Consider the following 15,572-nt stretch of genomic DNA (forward strand, 5'->3'; position numbering starts at 1 on the left):
ATAAGGTGTACATTTATAGAATTAAATAAAATAAAATGCAACAAGGAACAGTAAAATTTTTTAATGAAACTAAAGGTTTCGGATTCATCACCCCGAGTGCAGGGGGTAGCGAAATCTTTGTTCACTCTTCAGGTCTTATCGATTCAATTCGTGAAAGTGATACAGTAAGCTATGACGTTGAACAAGGTAGAAAAGGTCTTAACGCCGTAAATGTAAAAGTTATTTAATAAAATAATAATTACATACCTTATTATGATATTATCGGGCACCCGTAAAAACGGGTGCTTTTTTTTTGCTTGGCGATGTGTACTTTTTTTTTGACCGCAAAGAAAAAAGATACCAAAAAAGAAACTCGCGGCTGCTTTCATTGCTTTGAAAGAGTATGCTGATACAGGTTTTAGAGCTGCCGCAATGAAAAAGGCCGCAGGATCGGTTATGGCAGGTCAGTGACAGCGAAACGACACAAAAGATAGTCGATATGCCGCAATGAAAAAAAAGCCGCAGGATTGCTTACGGCAGGGTAGTGAATGCCGCATCCTCATTTATTGTTTTTATAGAAGATATAACAGTCTTTTATTTCGATAGAGAGGTGGCGGATTAGGTAATTGACATGTGTCGTCCAATGTAAGCGTGATCTTTGCGCGTGAGTCTTTATTTTAATAAAAGATATATTTGTCTTTTATTATTTCTTTTTGTAATTTTACACTATTCCTTTCAGGCTCAATACCACGAGACAAGGATGGAAATATACGTAGTTCTGATGTTTAAATATTAAAAACGGAGGTATAAGCTTAAACGACTTTGCTTTTAGGATTAATTAAAGCTGTAAGCTCAATGGGGAGAGCGCTTTAATTGCCGGTTTCACTACTACTACTGTCTGCCTTCAATTATAACACGATATTAAAGGAACAATAATGATAAATTATAACATCAAAATCGGCATAGCTTTATTGGCATTTGCGGCAGTAATAAACAGTTGTACAAATCCGGGAAAATCGAAAGAAGGAAATGATTCGGTGGTTGGCCAGTATGAGGCTGAACTTACAGATGCTCCAAACGTACCAAGGTCTCCAGGTTATAAATACCCCGAGAAAGTGATCATCAAGCTGGAAGTGGTTGAGAAGGTAATGCGTCTGGCAGACGGCGTCGAATACAACTTCTGGACATTTGGAGGAAAGGTGCCTGGAAAATTCATCAGGATACGGGAAGGAGATGAGGTGGAGTTCTATTTAAGTAACCACCCTAATAATAAATTACCCCATAATATAGATCTGCACGCGGTTACCGGTCCGGGTGGTGGTGCAGAGCCTTCTATGACCGCTCCCGGGCATACATCTAAATTCTCATTTAAAGCGTTGAACCCAGGGCTTTTTGTATACCACTGTGCTACGGCCCCTGTGGGATTGCACATTGCAAATGGCATGTACGGACTGATCCTCGTCGAACCTAAAGAAGGTTTACCTCCGGTGGATAAAGAGTTTTACGTAATGCAAAGCGAGTTTTATACGAAGGCTAAATATGGCCAGCTCGGGCTTACCGACTTTGATATGGAAAAAGCACTGGATGAAAAACCGGAATATGTGGTGTTTAACGGCTCTGTGGGAGCGGCTGTTGCTGAGAAGGCAATGCAGGCTAAGGTTGGAGAAACGGTAAGACTATATGTGGGGAATGCAGGTCCTAATCTTATATCGTCTTTCCATGTCATCGGAGAGATATTTGATAATGTTCATGTGGAAGGTGGCAGTCTGGTGAATAAAAATGTGCAGACTACGGCTATCCCTGCCGGGGGTGCTGCAATAGTAGAATTTAAGTGTGACGTTCCCGGGACGCTTAATCTCGTAGACCACTCCATCTTCAGAACCTTCAATAAAGGTGCCCTGGCACAGATAAAGGTGGTTGGCGAGGAAAATCTTAAAGTGTATAGCGGCAAGCAGGGCGATATGATCTACCAGCCTGGGGCTGAAACACAGAAAGAGCCAGATGCTGGCGCTGTAAAAAGCGCGGTTCCGGAAAAGTCACTCCCGGAAAGAATGGAACAAGGCCTCGTATTGTTTCAATCCAATTGTGCCGCATGTCATCAAAAAAACGGCGAGGGTCTTGCCGGTGCATTTCCGCCGCTTGCAAAATCCGATTATCTGATGGCCCGTAAGGACAAAGGAGCAGGTATTGTTTTACACGGATTAAGCGGGAAGATAAAGGTGAAAGGTAAAGATTATGATGCAATAATGCCTCAGGTGCAATTGAACGATGATGAAATTGCGAGTGTTTTAAGCTATGTAAGGAATAGCTGGGGAAACAAAGGGGGGCTTGTTAAAGCGTCTGAAGTTTCAGCAGTACGGAATGGAAAGTAAAACGAGCATAAGGATTTTTTCTGCAATTGCAGTACTCTTGTTACTGGGAACTGTAGCCTCTTATTCACAGACTAACAGAGCTGCCGCGAAGGGAATGGTTTTAATACCGGCCGGCAGCTTTAAACCTTTTTTTGAAGTAAAAGGGGCCGGAAAGAAAACCGTTAGATCGTTTTACCTTGATGTTTATGCGGTTACAAATAGCGACTTCCTTCGTTTCGTTAAAGCCAATCCACAATGGTCCAGATCGCGTATCTCACGGCTGTATGCCGATAAAGAATATCTTAAGCATTGGGAAAGCGACTTTAGTTTAGGTAAGAAGCATGCCCTTCTGGCAAATAGCCCGGTGACCAATATTTCATGGTTCGCAGCGCGTGCATACAGCAAATGGGCCGGTAAGCGGCTGCCCAACATGGATGAATGGGAATATGCTGCCGGCGCTGGAATTGCAGATAAAAGACTTCCGATCGAAAAAGTAATTTTAAACTGGTATAGTAAGCCGAATCCTGCCGTTACTCCTCACGTCGGTTCCACCTTTAAGAATAAGTTGAATGTGTACGATATGCATGGCCTGATATGGGAGTGGGTTTCTGATTTTAACAGCGTAATGATGGGCAGTGATTCGCGAAGCGGAGCGTTGAATTCTAACCTCTTCTGTGCCGCAGGATCGAACGGAGCGGCAAATAAAGAAGACTATGCAGCTTTTTTGCGCTTTGCCTTCAGGGAAAGCCTGAAGGGAAGTTATACTATTAATAACCTGGGATTCCGCTGCGCCCGTGATGTGAAACAATAATTAGAATTATAAAGCAAAGTATTATGCGTAAAATAATAAGTTCATACGCCCCCGTCTTACTGGGAATAACCTTTTTATTAATCTCTTTAGCAGGTTGTACAGAAAGCCATTCGACGGTTTCTATTGCCGATAAAAGTGTTGACGATAGTGTTTCAGAAAAACCATCCGTGTATCTTATAGAAAGTTTGTGGCAGAAGCAAACCGGAGAGACTATTAAGCTTGACGCGTTCAAAGGTAAGATACCAGTTGTCTCCATGATTTTTACAAGGTGTGCCTATGCTTGCCCCCGAACCATTGCCGATCTGAAAAATATCGAAAAACAGCTGCCTGCCGGGATAAAAAATGATGTAGTCTTTGTGCTGATCTCTTTTGACGACCAACATGATTCACCTGCTCAGCTTCGGAAGTTTGCCACTAAGATGCAGACTGGAAAAAACTGGGTTTTGTTGCACGGCGACGAAGAAGGGATCAGGGATCTGGCAATGGTACTGAATGTTAAGTATAAAAAACAGCCCGACGGCAGCTTTACTCATTCCAATATGATCACTATGCTGGATCGTAATGGAGTTATTAAAGCTCAGTCGGAGGGGTTGGGCGCTGATCCGGCGCCAATACTCACAAGAATAAATAACTTATAAATATTATGAAGAAGCAAATTCAGACCATTTTCGCCGCCGCGCTGATCAGTGTGTTCTTTTTCTCGTGCGGGAATAATACACCCCACGAAGAACACAGCCAGGAAGATCATAAACAATTAGGAGTTCCGGCAGTTACACTTAATAATGGCTCAGTTTGGAAGGCGAATACAGAAACAACTGCCGGAATCAATAACATGATTTCGCTAATTAATGAGTCGGAAAATAAAAAAGACGCCTCCTGCAAAGATTTAGGACTTTCTTTGAATCAGGAGTTTAACCAGATACTGAAAAAATGCTCGATGAAGGGCGAGGCGCATGAGCAGCTTCATCACTACCTGATGCCGATCATTCCTGTAATTGACAAAATAGAACAGGGACAATCCGGCGACTGCAAGACGACACGGGAAGAGCTAAAAGAGTATTTGGCAGAGTATGATAACTATTTTAAATCATGAATATATTAGATAACCTCCAGCTGAATGATGAAAAGCCAGCGGTACTAACAATACGAAATACCGACCAGGTTCTTATACTCGCTATCGGCTTGAAAAAGGCACAGGTACTGCAGCGGCATGTAACCCCCACTCAGGCAACGCTTATTGTACTCAAGGGTGTGGTATCTTTCGAAATGGAAGGTGAATTTACCAGGGTAGAGCTTGCTGAAACCTTCGAAATACCAGCGAACGTTCCCCACGAAGTGACTGCTATTGAAGAAAGTGTGTTTTTAGTAGTAAAAGACAAAATAGCATAAAAGGCATCCGATAAAGTATACGTCACCGGTAATAAAAAAGGGCTGCAGATTTAAAACCTGCAGCCCTTTCTTTTTACAGAAAAACTTAGTGAAGTTTTTCTGTCTTCTTTACGTCGAAGTCGCCTTTATGGTAGCTCCAACCTGTTTTCAATCCTATAACAAACAATGCCAGTCCGATGGTTCCAAAAGCGAAGATGGTATCACCGATTACCCGGAGCCATCTTAACGTATTCATTATCGGCTGTTGCATGAACTCTGCAGACCTTGCATACCACATACCTTCGTTAACACTTGCGACTGTTTGCAGAAGTCCGATCGGCAATACGCTGATCAAAACCATCAGCAATAAGCCGATATTAATAGACCAGAAGGAGAAGCCAATGAGGCCATCTTTCCAAACGTTTTGCCGGTACAAGCCTTTAAGTACAAACAACATCAGTCCTATCCCTAATATTCCATACACACCAAACAAGGCTGTGTGAGCATGAACCGGGGTGGTGTTAAGGCCCTGCATGTAATATAATGCGATAGGAGGATTGATAATAAAACCAAATATCCCTGCGCCAAGGAAATTCCAGAATGCGACTGCCACGAGGCAATATATTGGCCATTTATAGGCATTTACCCAGGGCTTCAGTTTGCTTATGCTGTAGTTATGATAAGCTTCAATCCCTATAATCACCAATGGAACAACTTCCAGGGCGCTGAATGTAGCTCCTAAAGCCAGAACGGCCGTTGGCGTTCCTGAGAAATAAAGATGGTGAAAGGTCCCGATAATACCTCCGGAAAGGAAGATAATAGTCGAGAACAATACATTTAAGGTAGCAGTCCTTTCATTCAGTAACTTCATTCTCGTAAACAGGAAGGCTGCGACAACTGTAGCAAACACCTCAAAGAAGCCTTCTACCCACAGGTGTACTACCCACCAGCGCCAGTACTCCGCAATAGCCAGGTTCGTACGCCGTCCCCACATCAGTCCGGCACCGTAGAACAAAGCAATTGCCACTGATGATATAATAAACATGATCAGCAGATTTCTGCTTGATGTTTTTTGCCTCAGGGCCGGAAGGAGCGCCCGTACCATCAGTCCCAGCCACAGGAATAAGCCAATGAGCAGGAAGATTTGCCAGAATCGTCCGAGGTCTACATATTCATATCCCTGATGCCCGAACCAGAAATTCTCAATGTATCCCAGCCGTTGCATGATAGCCATCCATTGACCACCCATAGAACCAGCCACTATAATCAGCAGGGCAATAAATAGAAAATTCACTCCCAGTGTCTGATATTTTGGTTCATATCCCGATACGGCGGGAGCAATGTAGAGGCCTGTGGCCAGCCAGGATGTCGCGATCCAGAAAATGGCCAGCTGAACGTGCCATGTCCGGCTTAAAGAATAGGGAAGAACCTCATCCAGCGGTATGCCATAGAACGCACTTCCCTCCACACCGAAATGGGCGGTAACCACGCCAAGGATAACCTGCACCAGGATCAGAGCGGTCACTATCCAGAAATATTTGAGTGTCGCCCTCATCGAAGGGGTCGACTTGATTTGCAGCAATGGATCTTCCGTTGGTATGTCATCTGCAACTTCTTCTTCCTTGTTCTTAGCATTGTAAAAAACAAGTATGCCAATCCCGAGAAGGAGCATAATGACGCTGAACCCAGTCCACAACATCAGATCGCCGGTTGCTACGTTGCCCACAAGGCGTTCCGAAGGCCAGTTGTGTGTATAAGAGACATTTTCGCCCGGCCTGTTAGTAACACAGGCCCAGCTGGCCCAGAAAAAGAATGCACTTATTTTCTTTAGTCTTACGGGATCCTTAATGGTGTTTTTAGGGATTGCGTATGCCTCCCTAAGGTTGTTAAATGCAGGGTCGTCCGAAAAAAGCCCCGAGTAGTATTGCTCGAGCTGTTTATAAGCCAGGGCGCGCTCAGCAGAGAGCGTGATGGTTCCTTGTGCTTCGTCAAATGTATTCTTTCGGATTTCCTTCTGCAGTGTGGTCTGGAGGGCCGCTTTTTGCTCGTCGTTTAGCTTGTCGAAAACGTTGTTAAACCTTTTCGTAGCCTGGTGATCAAGCATGTATTTAGCTTCCCTGTGTATCCAGTCGGCAGTCCAGTCCGGCGCAGCATATGCTCCATGTCCCCATATAGAACCGACCTCCTGTCCGCCAATGCTTTGCCATACGTTCTGTCCGTCTTTGATGTCTTCTCCTGAAAATAATACTTCATCTCCAGATACCACCTTTTCCGGGATAGGAGGTGCTTTCTGATAGATCTCAATTCCATAATAACCTAACACGGCGAAGGAGAGTCCTACTACTAACGCGAATGCTAGCCATAACTTTCTTGGATTTTTCATGATCAATAGTGGTTTAATGTTTATTGATAATAAACAGTTTTAATGATTGGCTTAATAGTTAAAACAAATACGCTTTTATTGTTTTAGTTAATTTCAATTCACAGGTGTGAATCCGCAATAAACGGTTAAGTAAATTCTTGTGCTATTTTAGAAAATACTTATTCCGCTCGTACTCCTGTACCATTTCGTATACCGATTTCTTGCTGAATTCAATCAGCAACTGAGTTCTGATAGGCTTAATTTGGGAGTGTACAGGACAGGGTTGTATATCCGAACAGTTCTTTAGTCCGAGTACACATGAGCTAAAGAGTTCGTTCCCGTCTATGGCCCGTATAATATCGATAAGATATAGTGAACTGGGATCGGCGATGTAAAACCCGCCATTAGGACCCTTATTCGATGATAGTACCTTTTTTCTGGAGAGCTCCTGCAGAATCTTACCAGTGAAATGCATAGGCGAACCTATCGCCTCTGCAATTTCTATTATACCGGCTTTTTCATTCTTATAGCTTCTGAACGCTATATACACAGTAGCGCGTATCGCGTATTCGCAAGATTTTGAGAGTATCATCTTTTACCTGTACAAACCTAAATTTTTTTTCGATTATTTCAGTTGACTTTCTAATTCTATCGCCTTAGGGAAAAGAATATTATTTTCAAGATGAACATGCTGATGAAGATCATTTTCAAATTCTTCCAGTTTCTTGAAAAGGATGCGGTATGATGTGCAGGCATCTTCAGGCACCAGATAGTCGCTCGACAGCAGCCTTATTTCGCTTAAGTCCTCACCGGCACCTTCGTGTTCCATCTCCATTACTTTTATAGGATTTGTCACATTGCCGAAAGAAGGCAATGGTAAGCTACCGCCATTCTTTTGTGCCGACACCAGTTCTTTAATATAAGGGAAAAGAACGCTTTCTTCTTTTACCAGGTGCTGACTAAGGTCAGCGGCAATACCCGAGAACACTTCCGCAATCCGCACTAATTCCGGATGATGATCGCCGTGTACTCTTGCTACTTTTAGCGATAATTCTGATAAGAAGGGGATGTTTTCTTTTACATACCGGTGGTGTGTATTTATAATGTAATCCGAAAGGAAAGCCAAATCCCAGGCCTGGAAATCAACAGAGCTTCCTACCGTTATTTCATCTACTGCCGATAGTTCTGCCTGTACTTTGTGTATATCTAACCCTTTCTTGTCGCATACTTCCGACAGGGCTTTCTTTCCTCCACAGCAGAAGTCAATTCCGAATTTCTTGAACACCTGCGCTTTTCTGTAATCTTTCGCCACCATTTCACCTATGGTTTCTTCCTGCGCATCCTCAGCTTTTTTGCTGATCCTAACTTTCCACCATTCAGGCCCGTTTTCAAGATACTCCCATGTGAATATATTTCCTCTCTCACCGAGCAGCTGGTAGTACAAGGGTTTCGGATCGTGGTCATTCAGGATAGTAAATTGCTGGCCGCCCAGCAGCGAATCAAATTTTTCAAAAATTGCCGGGTGTTTAAATCTCGGCTCAATCAGCGTCACATTTAAGATTTCTGTATTTTCCATTTTTTTGTACTTTAATAAAAGACAAATATATCTTTTATTCTTTTTGAAAGCAAATCATAAATGGGAATACGCGGTACTAAATGAGAGGGAATTGTTCTACTTATGTAAAAATCTAAAGTATCCTATAGCTGGAAGCACAAATAGGAGGGAGGAAATGAGAAGCAAGTATTCATAAAAAGGAACTGCAATGTGCAGAATGGAAAGTACAGGTTGTACAAAAAGAAAGCATAGGTAAATAATTACCAGACCTATAAATCCGTTATTGATATAGTTCAGATAAGGGGATTGTTTAAAAAAACCTGATACCCTAAACTGATCGAGAATCAAAGGCATAATGCAGCCTAAAGTAAGAAGGTGAATATAGCCGATGATGATATAACGCGACGAGAACACCCAGAAACCGACGGCAGGAATGCAAACCAAAATCTGGAAGAATATTTTGAGTGTAACGGCGAGTAATGCAAGACGGACAAAAAGGGGAGTGGTTACTCCACGATGTTTTACAGCCGACAGTAGTTTTACCCAGCTAACAAAATTAACTGCAGCGCCCGCAAACCCGGTTATACCAATCCACAAAGGAGGATTGCTCCACAACGTAAATATGAAAAACAGCGGAATGGTTGAGCCGATAAATAAATGAAGCCATAGTCGTTCACCTTTCTTAAAAGACATGTTCTTTAGATAAGTGTTGGCAAGGAGTGCCAGTACCGCAAGCAGCATCCATCCGTTCATCTGGAAATGGAGGTAGAAGTATATCGAATTCTGGTATAGAGGATTCGCTTTTAATCCTGCCGCAGCGAGGGGACCGAGAGTAAAAGGACCTAAGGACGACAGGCATAAGAATACCAGCGATGCCTTGATCAGCGCCCCGGATATCGGATTAAACGCTTCCTTTACAGAATTATTTTTCAGGATGATATAAGCAGCATAATAACTTATGAATATGAAGAGGGAAGAGAAACTTATAGATACAGCTTTATAACCCTGAAGAAAAAAGCTGATAAGCATTCCGAAAGATGCGATCAGCGTAAGTATAAATATTCTTTTAAATGCGCGTGTGGAAGTTTTATCAGAAGAAAACGTCCCTGCTATCAGGATTACAATTGCCAGGAACACCCATCCGGCAAAGGCAAAGTGGGAATGAGCATGTAAAAGGAACATGTAATTTACTCCCGGTACCGAAGCCAGATGCATCCAGCGCAGCAGTATCCCTAAAATGGTTAGTATCAGAAAATTCACAACAGCCCAGCGGGGGTAGCTGCTGGTTCGTATCCACTCCATCAATATCCTTTTAGCTGTCGCAAACCTTCTTCGGTTATGTTATCGTAACTCCATTCTGGTTCCCAGGTTAGTTTTACCTCAGCAGAGAAAGCCGGGAAATTATGCTCAAGGCAGTTCTTTACAGAATTAAGGATGGCGTCGCCCATAGGGCAGTACTTCGATGAGAGCGTCATTACCACCACAATTTGTTTTTCGGAGTCGTTTACGCTGACATCGTATACGAGTCCGAGATCAATTATATTAATATGAAGCTCTGGGTCAATAACTGTTCTTAAAGCTTCAGTTACTTCCATATTAAGGAAGGATGACTTGTTGGTAATATCAAAGTTTGTCATAGAGTGTAATTTCCGATCGGTGCCGCAGCACGGTGATAATATTGAAAATATATAGAAGAGCTGTCGTGATCAGGCATACAATACCGGCACACAACAGACTATCTGATTTTAAAATTAAACCGGTATAAAAACTCAGGCAGAAAAGTGTGAAAGTAATTGTCTGGGCTTTTAAAATGCCTTTTTTATAAAGATCTGCGGGCAGCGGAGTTTTTCCCTTTCCTGCTAGGTGCTCATATTCCTTCACCCATACAATAAAAGGAAGCGTTTTAAAAGCTTGACCCAGTATCAGCGCGCTGATCCACCCCATAAACAGAAGAGATCCATAAAGTTTTGTCATGTTTACAGAAGTTGGATTTCCACTAATATGATAGTGAACAATAAATGGCAATACCAGGATCGAAACAGCAAGCAACGCAAATGATAAAACAGTATGAACGATTGGAAGGTCAAGATGCTTTTTAAGCCTCGACCTGAAGCATTGTACAATGAAGACAAACCACATTAAAATTCCGGCGATCAGTACAAACGCAATGATAAAGGTCTTTGCATTGATCCCAGAGATATAAGTATCCGCAAGAAAAAGAATAAGGGCGGTATTCACGAGATAGTAGCTCCACTTCAACAGCCCTTCATTCTGTTCCCTCGAAACCAGGAACATCGGAATTAACTTTGAACTCACGCCAATGATCAGCAGTAAAAACCAGCCTGCAATCCCCATATGGGCATGCAGTTTGAGGAACAAAAGATGGTCCTTAGGGAGAAAAGCATATCTGAAATTAAAGACTAGTAAAACCCCCAGCACCACCGTTGCAATGAGCCAGATGCAGGATGTAATGATGAACTCCTGATGTATGCCAGTCTTTTTCTTGTTACTTTCTGCAGTTTGCAGAATAACGGCCGCAAACATAAGAACAGAAGTGAGCAGCATCAGGCCTCCTGCCTGCATAGCGATGCCTGGCTGAAACACCCAGAAAGAATGGGTAAGAAGACACAGTCCGCCGATAAAAAGTATAAAACTCAGCCATGGAAGGCGATAGCCCGACAAGTCCGATTCAAAGATCACCGGAATGAGCTGGTAGCAAGCGCCAAAGATGATCAGCGTGCCCCATCCTAAAGCAGCCATATGGGTTATGGCTAGCAGTCTGGGCTGGAAATAATGCCCCTGCATCTCCTTCACTGAGAAAAAGAGCATCAATGTAAGCGCCAGAAAACAAAGGGCAGAAACAAAATAATGGCTCACCACTATTTTATACAAACGGGGAGACTGCTTTTTTTCCGGGCTCATAGTTTATAGATAAACAAAGTGACTTTGGATCCACCGTCGTCTTGTATAACGTATTCGTATCCTTTTTCGCGCAGGTGTGGAAGTAAATAAACAGGCACCTTCTTGTGGTGGACGAATAAAGCTTCATCATCCTTCATTTGTTCCAGCTTCTCAAGAATGGTGAGCATAGGCTTGGGCATCTCGAACATCGTCACATCAATTTCAACAAGCTTTCCTTCGTATTTCTTCAAAAGGGTTTCAATGTTGTACAAGGGCGTTTTTTCTATCTTCGGAGGGGCAACAGGGGCGATGTTCCCGGTTCCTGTCCTGTGAAAATAAGTATGTATCAGATCTTTGCTTATGAATTGAGTATGGGCAGAAAAGCCTTTTCCTGACAGCAGGTTAATAAGCGGCAGAGGCTCAAATGTATTGATGATCTTTAAGTACTGGCCACTCTTTAACTCGTTTGCTTTTAACATGATCAGCTTCAACGGATCTTTGTTTTCGGCAAGGACGGGCCGCACATCGAGTTCAATGGTTGCCTCAGGCGCCGGTGCCTGAAAACCTTCTGTTTTTAAGGGTAAGCTGTCTGATGAAGACGTCTGTAGCTGAAATCCTATATTTTCCATCGTTCTTAAAAATTCATGGATATTACAGCCGGCAATTTTACAGGCATCGGAAATAGAGACTCTTCTGGCAAGTATTTTTCTTAGTACCGGGTTTCTAAGTTTGTTGAAGTTTTTGTTAAGCTTTGTGAGCGCTGCAATTACTTCTTCTTGTCTGAAATCCAGCAATTGTTTTATGGTCGTATTTCTGTCGATAATAAACGGCTGTTCCATCACCCTTCAAAGATAATAATAAAAGATAAATTTATCTTTTATTATTATCTTTTTACATTTTGGTGATATCGAACCCTATCTAGTCAACTCTCTTCTGCCTTATTTTATTGCCTCACGCCACCCAGAAATACATCTGTCAGTTCGAAATCAGAATTAAAGAGCGTGAGATCAGCTCTGTAACCTTTTTCCATTCGCCCCCTGTCGGAAGTGCCAATTACGCGTGCGGGGTATGTAGATGCCATTCTGATAGCTTCATCCAGCGGTATACCGGCATGCTGAACGCAGTTTTTAATAGCTTTAAGTAAGGTGAGCTTTGAACCCGAAAGGGTGCCGTCCGGCAGGGTATACCGGTCTTCCTGTTCAACATGAATATAAGCGCCTTCTTTTACCGCTACAACGGCATCTGTAATAAGGAACAGCCGCTCTTTCATAACTTTTTTACTGGCTGATACTACAGGGAAAGCTACATGTATCCCATCGGCAACAATACTGGCATATGCCTTTTCTGCTTCAAATACGGCGCCCGGCAATCCAGGTTCGCGGTGGTGCAGGGGAGACATGGCATTGAATAAATGAGTAACGGTGGTGATGCCGTTGTTAAACCCTGCTCTTGCTTCTTCAAAAGTAGCATTACTATGGCCCGCAGAAACGATCACCCCGTTGTCGGTTAAGAGTTTGATGACACCGGGGTCGGTTATTTCGGGCGCAAGGGTTATTATTTTAAGTAGCCCGCCGGCTTCATTAATCAGTGATTCAACTTCATTTATTTCGGGCTTCTTTATGCAGTCAAGAATATGGGCGCCCCGTTTCGCCGGATTGATGTAAGGCCCTTCGAAATGAATACCGAGGAAAGCCGGATGCCTGAATTGCTTAGCTACCCGGATTGTTTCTTTGAAAACCTCCAGCGAATTGGTAGCCAGGGTAAGTACGAAGCCTGTTGTCCCGCTTTTTACTATGCCTTCAGTTATCGATTCCAAAGCCTTAACGGAAGGTTCATTCGAAAAAAGAACGCCTCCCGCCCCATATATCTGGAGGTCAAGCAGCCCCGGTGCAATGTACTTCCCGCTGCAGTCAATTACCGATGCCCGTTCCGGAATGGATGCGGTATCCGTAATATCAGCGATGGTATTTCCGTCAAGCAAAATTGCGTTACCTTTTAATTCCCTGTCACCGGTAAAGATTGTGCCATTTATAAGTGCTGTTAACATGATTGTCCCGATTTAAATTATAACTTCAGTCTGATTCGTTTTTTCTCCATCAGGCGAACAATTAAAACGATACAAAGTGAGAAAATAAGTGATTTTAACAGGCCGATAGTGCCGGTGCGAAAGAACATGGGTAAACGGCCTCCTGTAACTTCGAGGATTGCCTCGTGGATGTAAGGTATAAGATAGCAGGTTAATGTACTCGTTCCCGCTGCTTTTATCACGTTATACCAACTTTTTAAACCCCTGATCTCTGTTAAGTAAGTTATTACGGCGAAGCTGATCATACTGATGCCGGTGCAGATTCCTACCCATGGGGGAGTAGCTCTTATTTTTGAAATTCCCCATACCGGGCGGGTGTAGAGCCCAAAAGCAAGCATTGCCAGTGCTCCGGCAAGAATAAACAGCCAGAAATATTTGTTGGCGGTGCCGAGCTTACTGTACATTAATGCGGTGATAACGCCAGCCATTGTAAGTGCAGGCATAGAGCCATCGCCTACAATCGAGATATACTCTTTTACGATGTCCAATGAAGAAAACCATCCCGAATGGGCGGCGCAGTTAAAGAAAATGAAAAAGAGAAATGCTGCAATTTGCACCAATATACGGCCTTTTGAGAATAGGAAGATAGAACTGCTGATGAGATAGGTCCACCCAATCAGTCCGAGTATACCCCACCACTGCGGTCTCATTCCAATCTGGCCGCCCGCTTCAGAATTCCCTTCGTACAACAGGGCCAGCAACACCAGCAAGGAGATACCCGTGGTCTTTAAATAAACGACACGGTTTTTACCGGCACTTTTTGGGTAGTCGAGCCAGATCAGGAAGAAAGAGAACGTGATTATTATTTCCCATAACCATCGGGGTAACAAGGCAGAATCGCTGTAATTTCCGAGGTTGACATGGAAAAACCCCATTACCAGCAATGCAATTGCCCTTCCGGCAATATGTATGGCAATAGATTGAATGGAAGAGCCCTTCCTCAAACGGTTTTGAATAGCAAAAGGCACAGAAAGACCCACGATGAAAAGGAAAGCCGGAAATATAACGTCGGCAAATCCCATTGCATCGGCAGCAGCATCAGCATGTCCCATCCAGGAAGGAATATTGATTAATGTGCCATGATCATTTACAAATATCATAAGCAGTAATGTAAGGGCCCGAAAAGCGTCGATAGAAATTAGGCGTCCGGTACCCGGGTTTAGAGTTGAGGTCATCGTGCGTAAGAGAGAAGCGAATAATTTGATAAAAGTAATAAAAAAAATTATTCGAACGGTAAGAATGAAATTTCCGAAGCGCTAATTACACGCAAAAAAAAAGCCCCGCTACAATGAGTGTAGTCGAGGCACCTAAACCTTATCATCACAAAGATAAGGCTCTAAGACGGAATGTCAATACCCTTTTTGTCATATTACAGTAATGTTAGGGAGTGTAACTATCTTGTGCGGCTAATCTCATATCTCATCGACTGGGCAATCCCCGGCCAGAGTTCCTGAAATGATTATGGCGTGATTCGGGTGCAAAAAACTCGCATTCTTCGGGCCTACAGACCCGAAGCAGAGGCGGATCTTTCCGATTCATTTAATTAACCACACAATAGGTATATTAATTAATAAACAACCCTTCTGTTAATGATGCATTTCTTTACATTTGCGCCATGTTTTTGTTTAACGTTCGTGCATACGGGCTCTTGATTAACGATAAGGAACAGATTCTTCTCAGCGACGAAGAACACGAGGGCTTTTACATCACAAAGTTTCCGGGAGGAGGACTTGAATATGGCGAAGGCTTGATTGATTGCTTAAAACGCGAGTTCCTTGAAGAATGTAATATGGAGATCGATGTTCCGGAACATCTTTATACCACGGACTTTTTTGAGAAGTCGGCTTTTAATGAAAGCCAGATTATCAGCGTTTATTATCTGGTGAAACCTGCGTCCGACTTAAACGTGCGTATCTCAGACCTGCCTTTTGATTTTAATAAGAACGATAAGGTTAGGCAGGCCTTTCGCTGGAAAAACCTTTCGGAGCTTGATCCATACGATGTTACATTCCTGACAGAGAAGAAAGCAATAGAAGCCCTTAAGCGGAAATTGAACAAGGCAGTCTGACCGGCCATTGGCCGATTTCTGTCAGCCACCATCACATGTAAAAAGAAGTTATTTTTCTCAATTTGAAGTCTGAAAGTATTGTTTTCTTAAC

Annotated in this window: 16 protein-coding genes; 7 read left to right on the top strand and 9 right to left on the bottom strand. The window is 43.1% G+C overall.

The window, feature by feature from the left end; translation table 11 throughout:
- The first annotated feature begins 35 nt into the window (after window positions 1–35).
- The 6 genes from BDE36_RS11180 to BDE36_RS11205 all read left to right on the top strand — a co-directional run bounded on the left by BDE36_RS11180 (window position 36) and on the right by BDE36_RS11205 (window position 4,530).
- The gene (locus BDE36_RS11180) at window positions 36–227 is read left to right on the top strand and encodes a cold-shock protein (RefSeq protein ID WP_141814905.1); all 192 of its coding nucleotides are present in this window, start codon (window positions 36–38) and stop codon (window positions 225–227) included.
- 687 nt (window positions 228–914) lie between these two features.
- Window positions 915–2,351, top strand: a complete 1,437-nt coding sequence (gene nirK / locus BDE36_RS11185) for a copper-containing nitrite reductase (protein WP_141814906.1) — start codon at window positions 915–917, stop codon at window positions 2,349–2,351.
- Complete coding sequence (locus tag BDE36_RS11190) at window positions 2,341–3,141, top strand: formylglycine-generating enzyme family protein (protein WP_141814907.1); 801 nt, start codon at window positions 2,341–2,343, stop codon at window positions 3,139–3,141. Before nirK ends, BDE36_RS11190 begins: the two co-directional genes overlap by 11 nt.
- Window positions 3,142–3,164: 23 nt before the next feature.
- Window positions 3,165–3,779: an SCO family protein gene (locus BDE36_RS11195; protein WP_141814908.1), complete on the top strand. Its 615-nt coding sequence runs from the start codon at window positions 3,165–3,167 to the stop codon at window positions 3,777–3,779.
- 5 nt (window positions 3,780–3,784) lie between these two features.
- The gene (locus BDE36_RS11200; protein WP_141814909.1) at window positions 3,785–4,234 is read left to right on the top strand and encodes a hypothetical protein; all 450 of its coding nucleotides are present in this window, start codon (window positions 3,785–3,787) and stop codon (window positions 4,232–4,234) included.
- The gene (locus BDE36_RS11205) at window positions 4,231–4,530 is read left to right on the top strand and encodes a cupin domain-containing protein (RefSeq protein ID WP_141814910.1); all 300 of its coding nucleotides are present in this window, start codon (window positions 4,231–4,233) and stop codon (window positions 4,528–4,530) included. Before BDE36_RS11200 ends, BDE36_RS11205 begins: the two co-directional genes overlap by 4 nt.
- Before the next feature lie 85 nt (window positions 4,531–4,615).
- Here BDE36_RS11205 and BDE36_RS11210 read toward each other — a convergent pair whose 3' ends face one another.
- The 9 genes from BDE36_RS11210 to BDE36_RS11250 all read right to left on the bottom strand — a co-directional run bounded on the left by BDE36_RS11210 (window position 4,616) and on the right by BDE36_RS11250 (window position 14,588).
- Complete coding sequence (locus BDE36_RS11210) at window positions 4,616–6,892, bottom strand: nitric-oxide reductase large subunit (RefSeq protein ID WP_141814911.1); 2,277 nt, start codon at window positions 6,890–6,892, stop codon at window positions 4,616–4,618.
- Between the two features lie 142 nt (window positions 6,893–7,034).
- Window positions 7,035–7,463, bottom strand: a complete 429-nt coding sequence (locus BDE36_RS11215) for an RrF2 family transcriptional regulator (protein WP_128768763.1) — start codon at window positions 7,461–7,463, stop codon at window positions 7,035–7,037.
- A gap of 33 nt (window positions 7,464–7,496) precedes the next feature.
- Window positions 7,497–8,447 carry an iron-sulfur cluster repair di-iron protein gene (gene ric, locus BDE36_RS11220; RefSeq protein ID WP_141814912.1) on the bottom strand — a complete coding sequence of 317 codons (951 nt, stop codon included), beginning with the start codon at window positions 8,445–8,447 and terminating at the stop codon, window positions 7,497–7,499.
- Window positions 8,448–8,543: 96 nt separating this feature from the next.
- On the bottom strand, window positions 8,544–9,728 hold the full coding sequence (locus BDE36_RS11225; RefSeq protein ID WP_141814913.1) for a hypothetical protein: 1,185 nt from the start codon (window positions 9,726–9,728) through the stop codon (window positions 8,544–8,546).
- The gene (locus tag BDE36_RS11230) at window positions 9,728–10,063 is read right to left on the bottom strand and encodes a metal-sulfur cluster assembly factor (RefSeq protein WP_141814914.1); all 336 of its coding nucleotides are present in this window, start codon (window positions 10,061–10,063) and stop codon (window positions 9,728–9,730) included. The genes BDE36_RS11225 and BDE36_RS11230 overlap by 1 nt, the downstream gene beginning before the upstream one ends.
- Window positions 10,050–11,348 carry a heme-copper oxidase family protein gene (locus BDE36_RS11235; protein WP_141814915.1) on the bottom strand — a complete coding sequence of 433 codons (1,299 nt, stop codon included), beginning with the start codon at window positions 11,346–11,348 and terminating at the stop codon, window positions 10,050–10,052. Before BDE36_RS11235 ends, BDE36_RS11230 begins: the two co-directional genes overlap by 14 nt.
- The gene (locus BDE36_RS11240; protein WP_141814916.1) at window positions 11,345–12,166 is read right to left on the bottom strand and encodes a DUF2249 domain-containing protein; all 822 of its coding nucleotides are present in this window, start codon (window positions 12,164–12,166) and stop codon (window positions 11,345–11,347) included. Before BDE36_RS11240 ends, BDE36_RS11235 begins: the two co-directional genes overlap by 4 nt.
- Window positions 12,167–12,270: 104 nt before the next feature.
- On the bottom strand, window positions 12,271–13,374 hold the full coding sequence (gene nagA / locus BDE36_RS11245; RefSeq protein WP_141814917.1) for an N-acetylglucosamine-6-phosphate deacetylase: 1,104 nt from the start codon (window positions 13,372–13,374) through the stop codon (window positions 12,271–12,273).
- Window positions 13,375–13,391: 17 nt separating this feature from the next.
- Complete coding sequence (locus tag BDE36_RS11250; protein WP_141814918.1) at window positions 13,392–14,588, bottom strand: DUF5009 domain-containing protein; 1,197 nt, start codon at window positions 14,586–14,588, stop codon at window positions 13,392–13,394.
- Between the two features lie 440 nt (window positions 14,589–15,028).
- On the opposite strand from BDE36_RS11250, the gene BDE36_RS11255 reads away from it, so the two are divergent.
- Window positions 15,029–15,481, top strand: a complete 453-nt coding sequence (locus tag BDE36_RS11255; protein WP_141814919.1) for an NUDIX domain-containing protein — start codon at window positions 15,029–15,031, stop codon at window positions 15,479–15,481.
- The last annotated feature ends 91 nt before the right edge of the window (window positions 15,482–15,572 follow it).

It is taken from the genome of Arcticibacter tournemirensis (assembly GCF_006716645.1).
GTDB lineage: Bacteria > Bacteroidota > Bacteroidia > Sphingobacteriales > Sphingobacteriaceae > Arcticibacter > Arcticibacter tournemirensis.

Excerpts from the sequence above, each read along its gene's own strand:
- BDE36_RS11180 (WP_141814905.1), top strand. The coding sequence starts at position 36 with ATGCAACAAGGAACAGTAAAATTTTTTAATGAAACTAAAGGTTTCGGA.
- BDE36_RS11200 (WP_141814909.1), top strand. The coding sequence starts at position 3,785 with ATGAAGAAGCAAATTCAGACCATTTTCGCCGCCGCGCTGATCAGTGTG.
- BDE36_RS11230 (WP_141814914.1), bottom strand. The coding sequence starts at position 10,063 with ATGACAAACTTTGATATTACCAACAAGTCATCCTTCCTTAATATGGAA.
- BDE36_RS11250 (WP_141814918.1), bottom strand. The coding sequence starts at position 14,588 with ATGACCTCAACTCTAAACCCGGGTACCGGACGCCTAATTTCTATCGAC.
- nirK (WP_141814906.1), top strand. The coding sequence starts at position 915 with ATGATAAATTATAACATCAAAATCGGCATAGCTTTATTGGCATTTGCG.
- BDE36_RS11195 (WP_141814908.1), top strand. The coding sequence starts at position 3,165 with ATGCGTAAAATAATAAGTTCATACGCCCCCGTCTTACTGGGAATAACC.
- BDE36_RS11190 (WP_141814907.1), top strand. The coding sequence starts at position 2,341 with ATGGAAAGTAAAACGAGCATAAGGATTTTTTCTGCAATTGCAGTACTC.
- nagA (WP_141814917.1), bottom strand. The coding sequence starts at position 13,374 with ATGTTAACAGCACTTATAAATGGCACAATCTTTACCGGTGACAGGGAA.
- BDE36_RS11205 (WP_141814910.1), top strand. The coding sequence starts at position 4,231 with ATGAATATATTAGATAACCTCCAGCTGAATGATGAAAAGCCAGCGGTA.
- BDE36_RS11240 (WP_141814916.1), bottom strand. The coding sequence starts at position 12,166 with ATGGAACAGCCGTTTATTATCGACAGAAATACGACCATAAAACAATTG.
- BDE36_RS11210 (WP_141814911.1), bottom strand. The coding sequence starts at position 6,892 with ATGAAAAATCCAAGAAAGTTATGGCTAGCATTCGCGTTAGTAGTAGGA.
- BDE36_RS11215 (WP_128768763.1), bottom strand. The coding sequence starts at position 7,463 with ATGATACTCTCAAAATCTTGCGAATACGCGATACGCGCTACTGTGTAT.
- BDE36_RS11225 (WP_141814913.1), bottom strand. The coding sequence starts at position 9,728 with ATGGAGTGGATACGAACCAGCAGCTACCCCCGCTGGGCTGTTGTGAAT.
- BDE36_RS11235 (WP_141814915.1), bottom strand. The coding sequence starts at position 11,348 with ATGAGCCCGGAAAAAAAGCAGTCTCCCCGTTTGTATAAAATAGTGGTG.
- BDE36_RS11255 (WP_141814919.1), top strand. The coding sequence starts at position 15,029 with ATGTTTTTGTTTAACGTTCGTGCATACGGGCTCTTGATTAACGATAAG.
- ric (WP_141814912.1), bottom strand. The coding sequence starts at position 8,447 with ATGGAAAATACAGAAATCTTAAATGTGACGCTGATTGAGCCGAGATTT.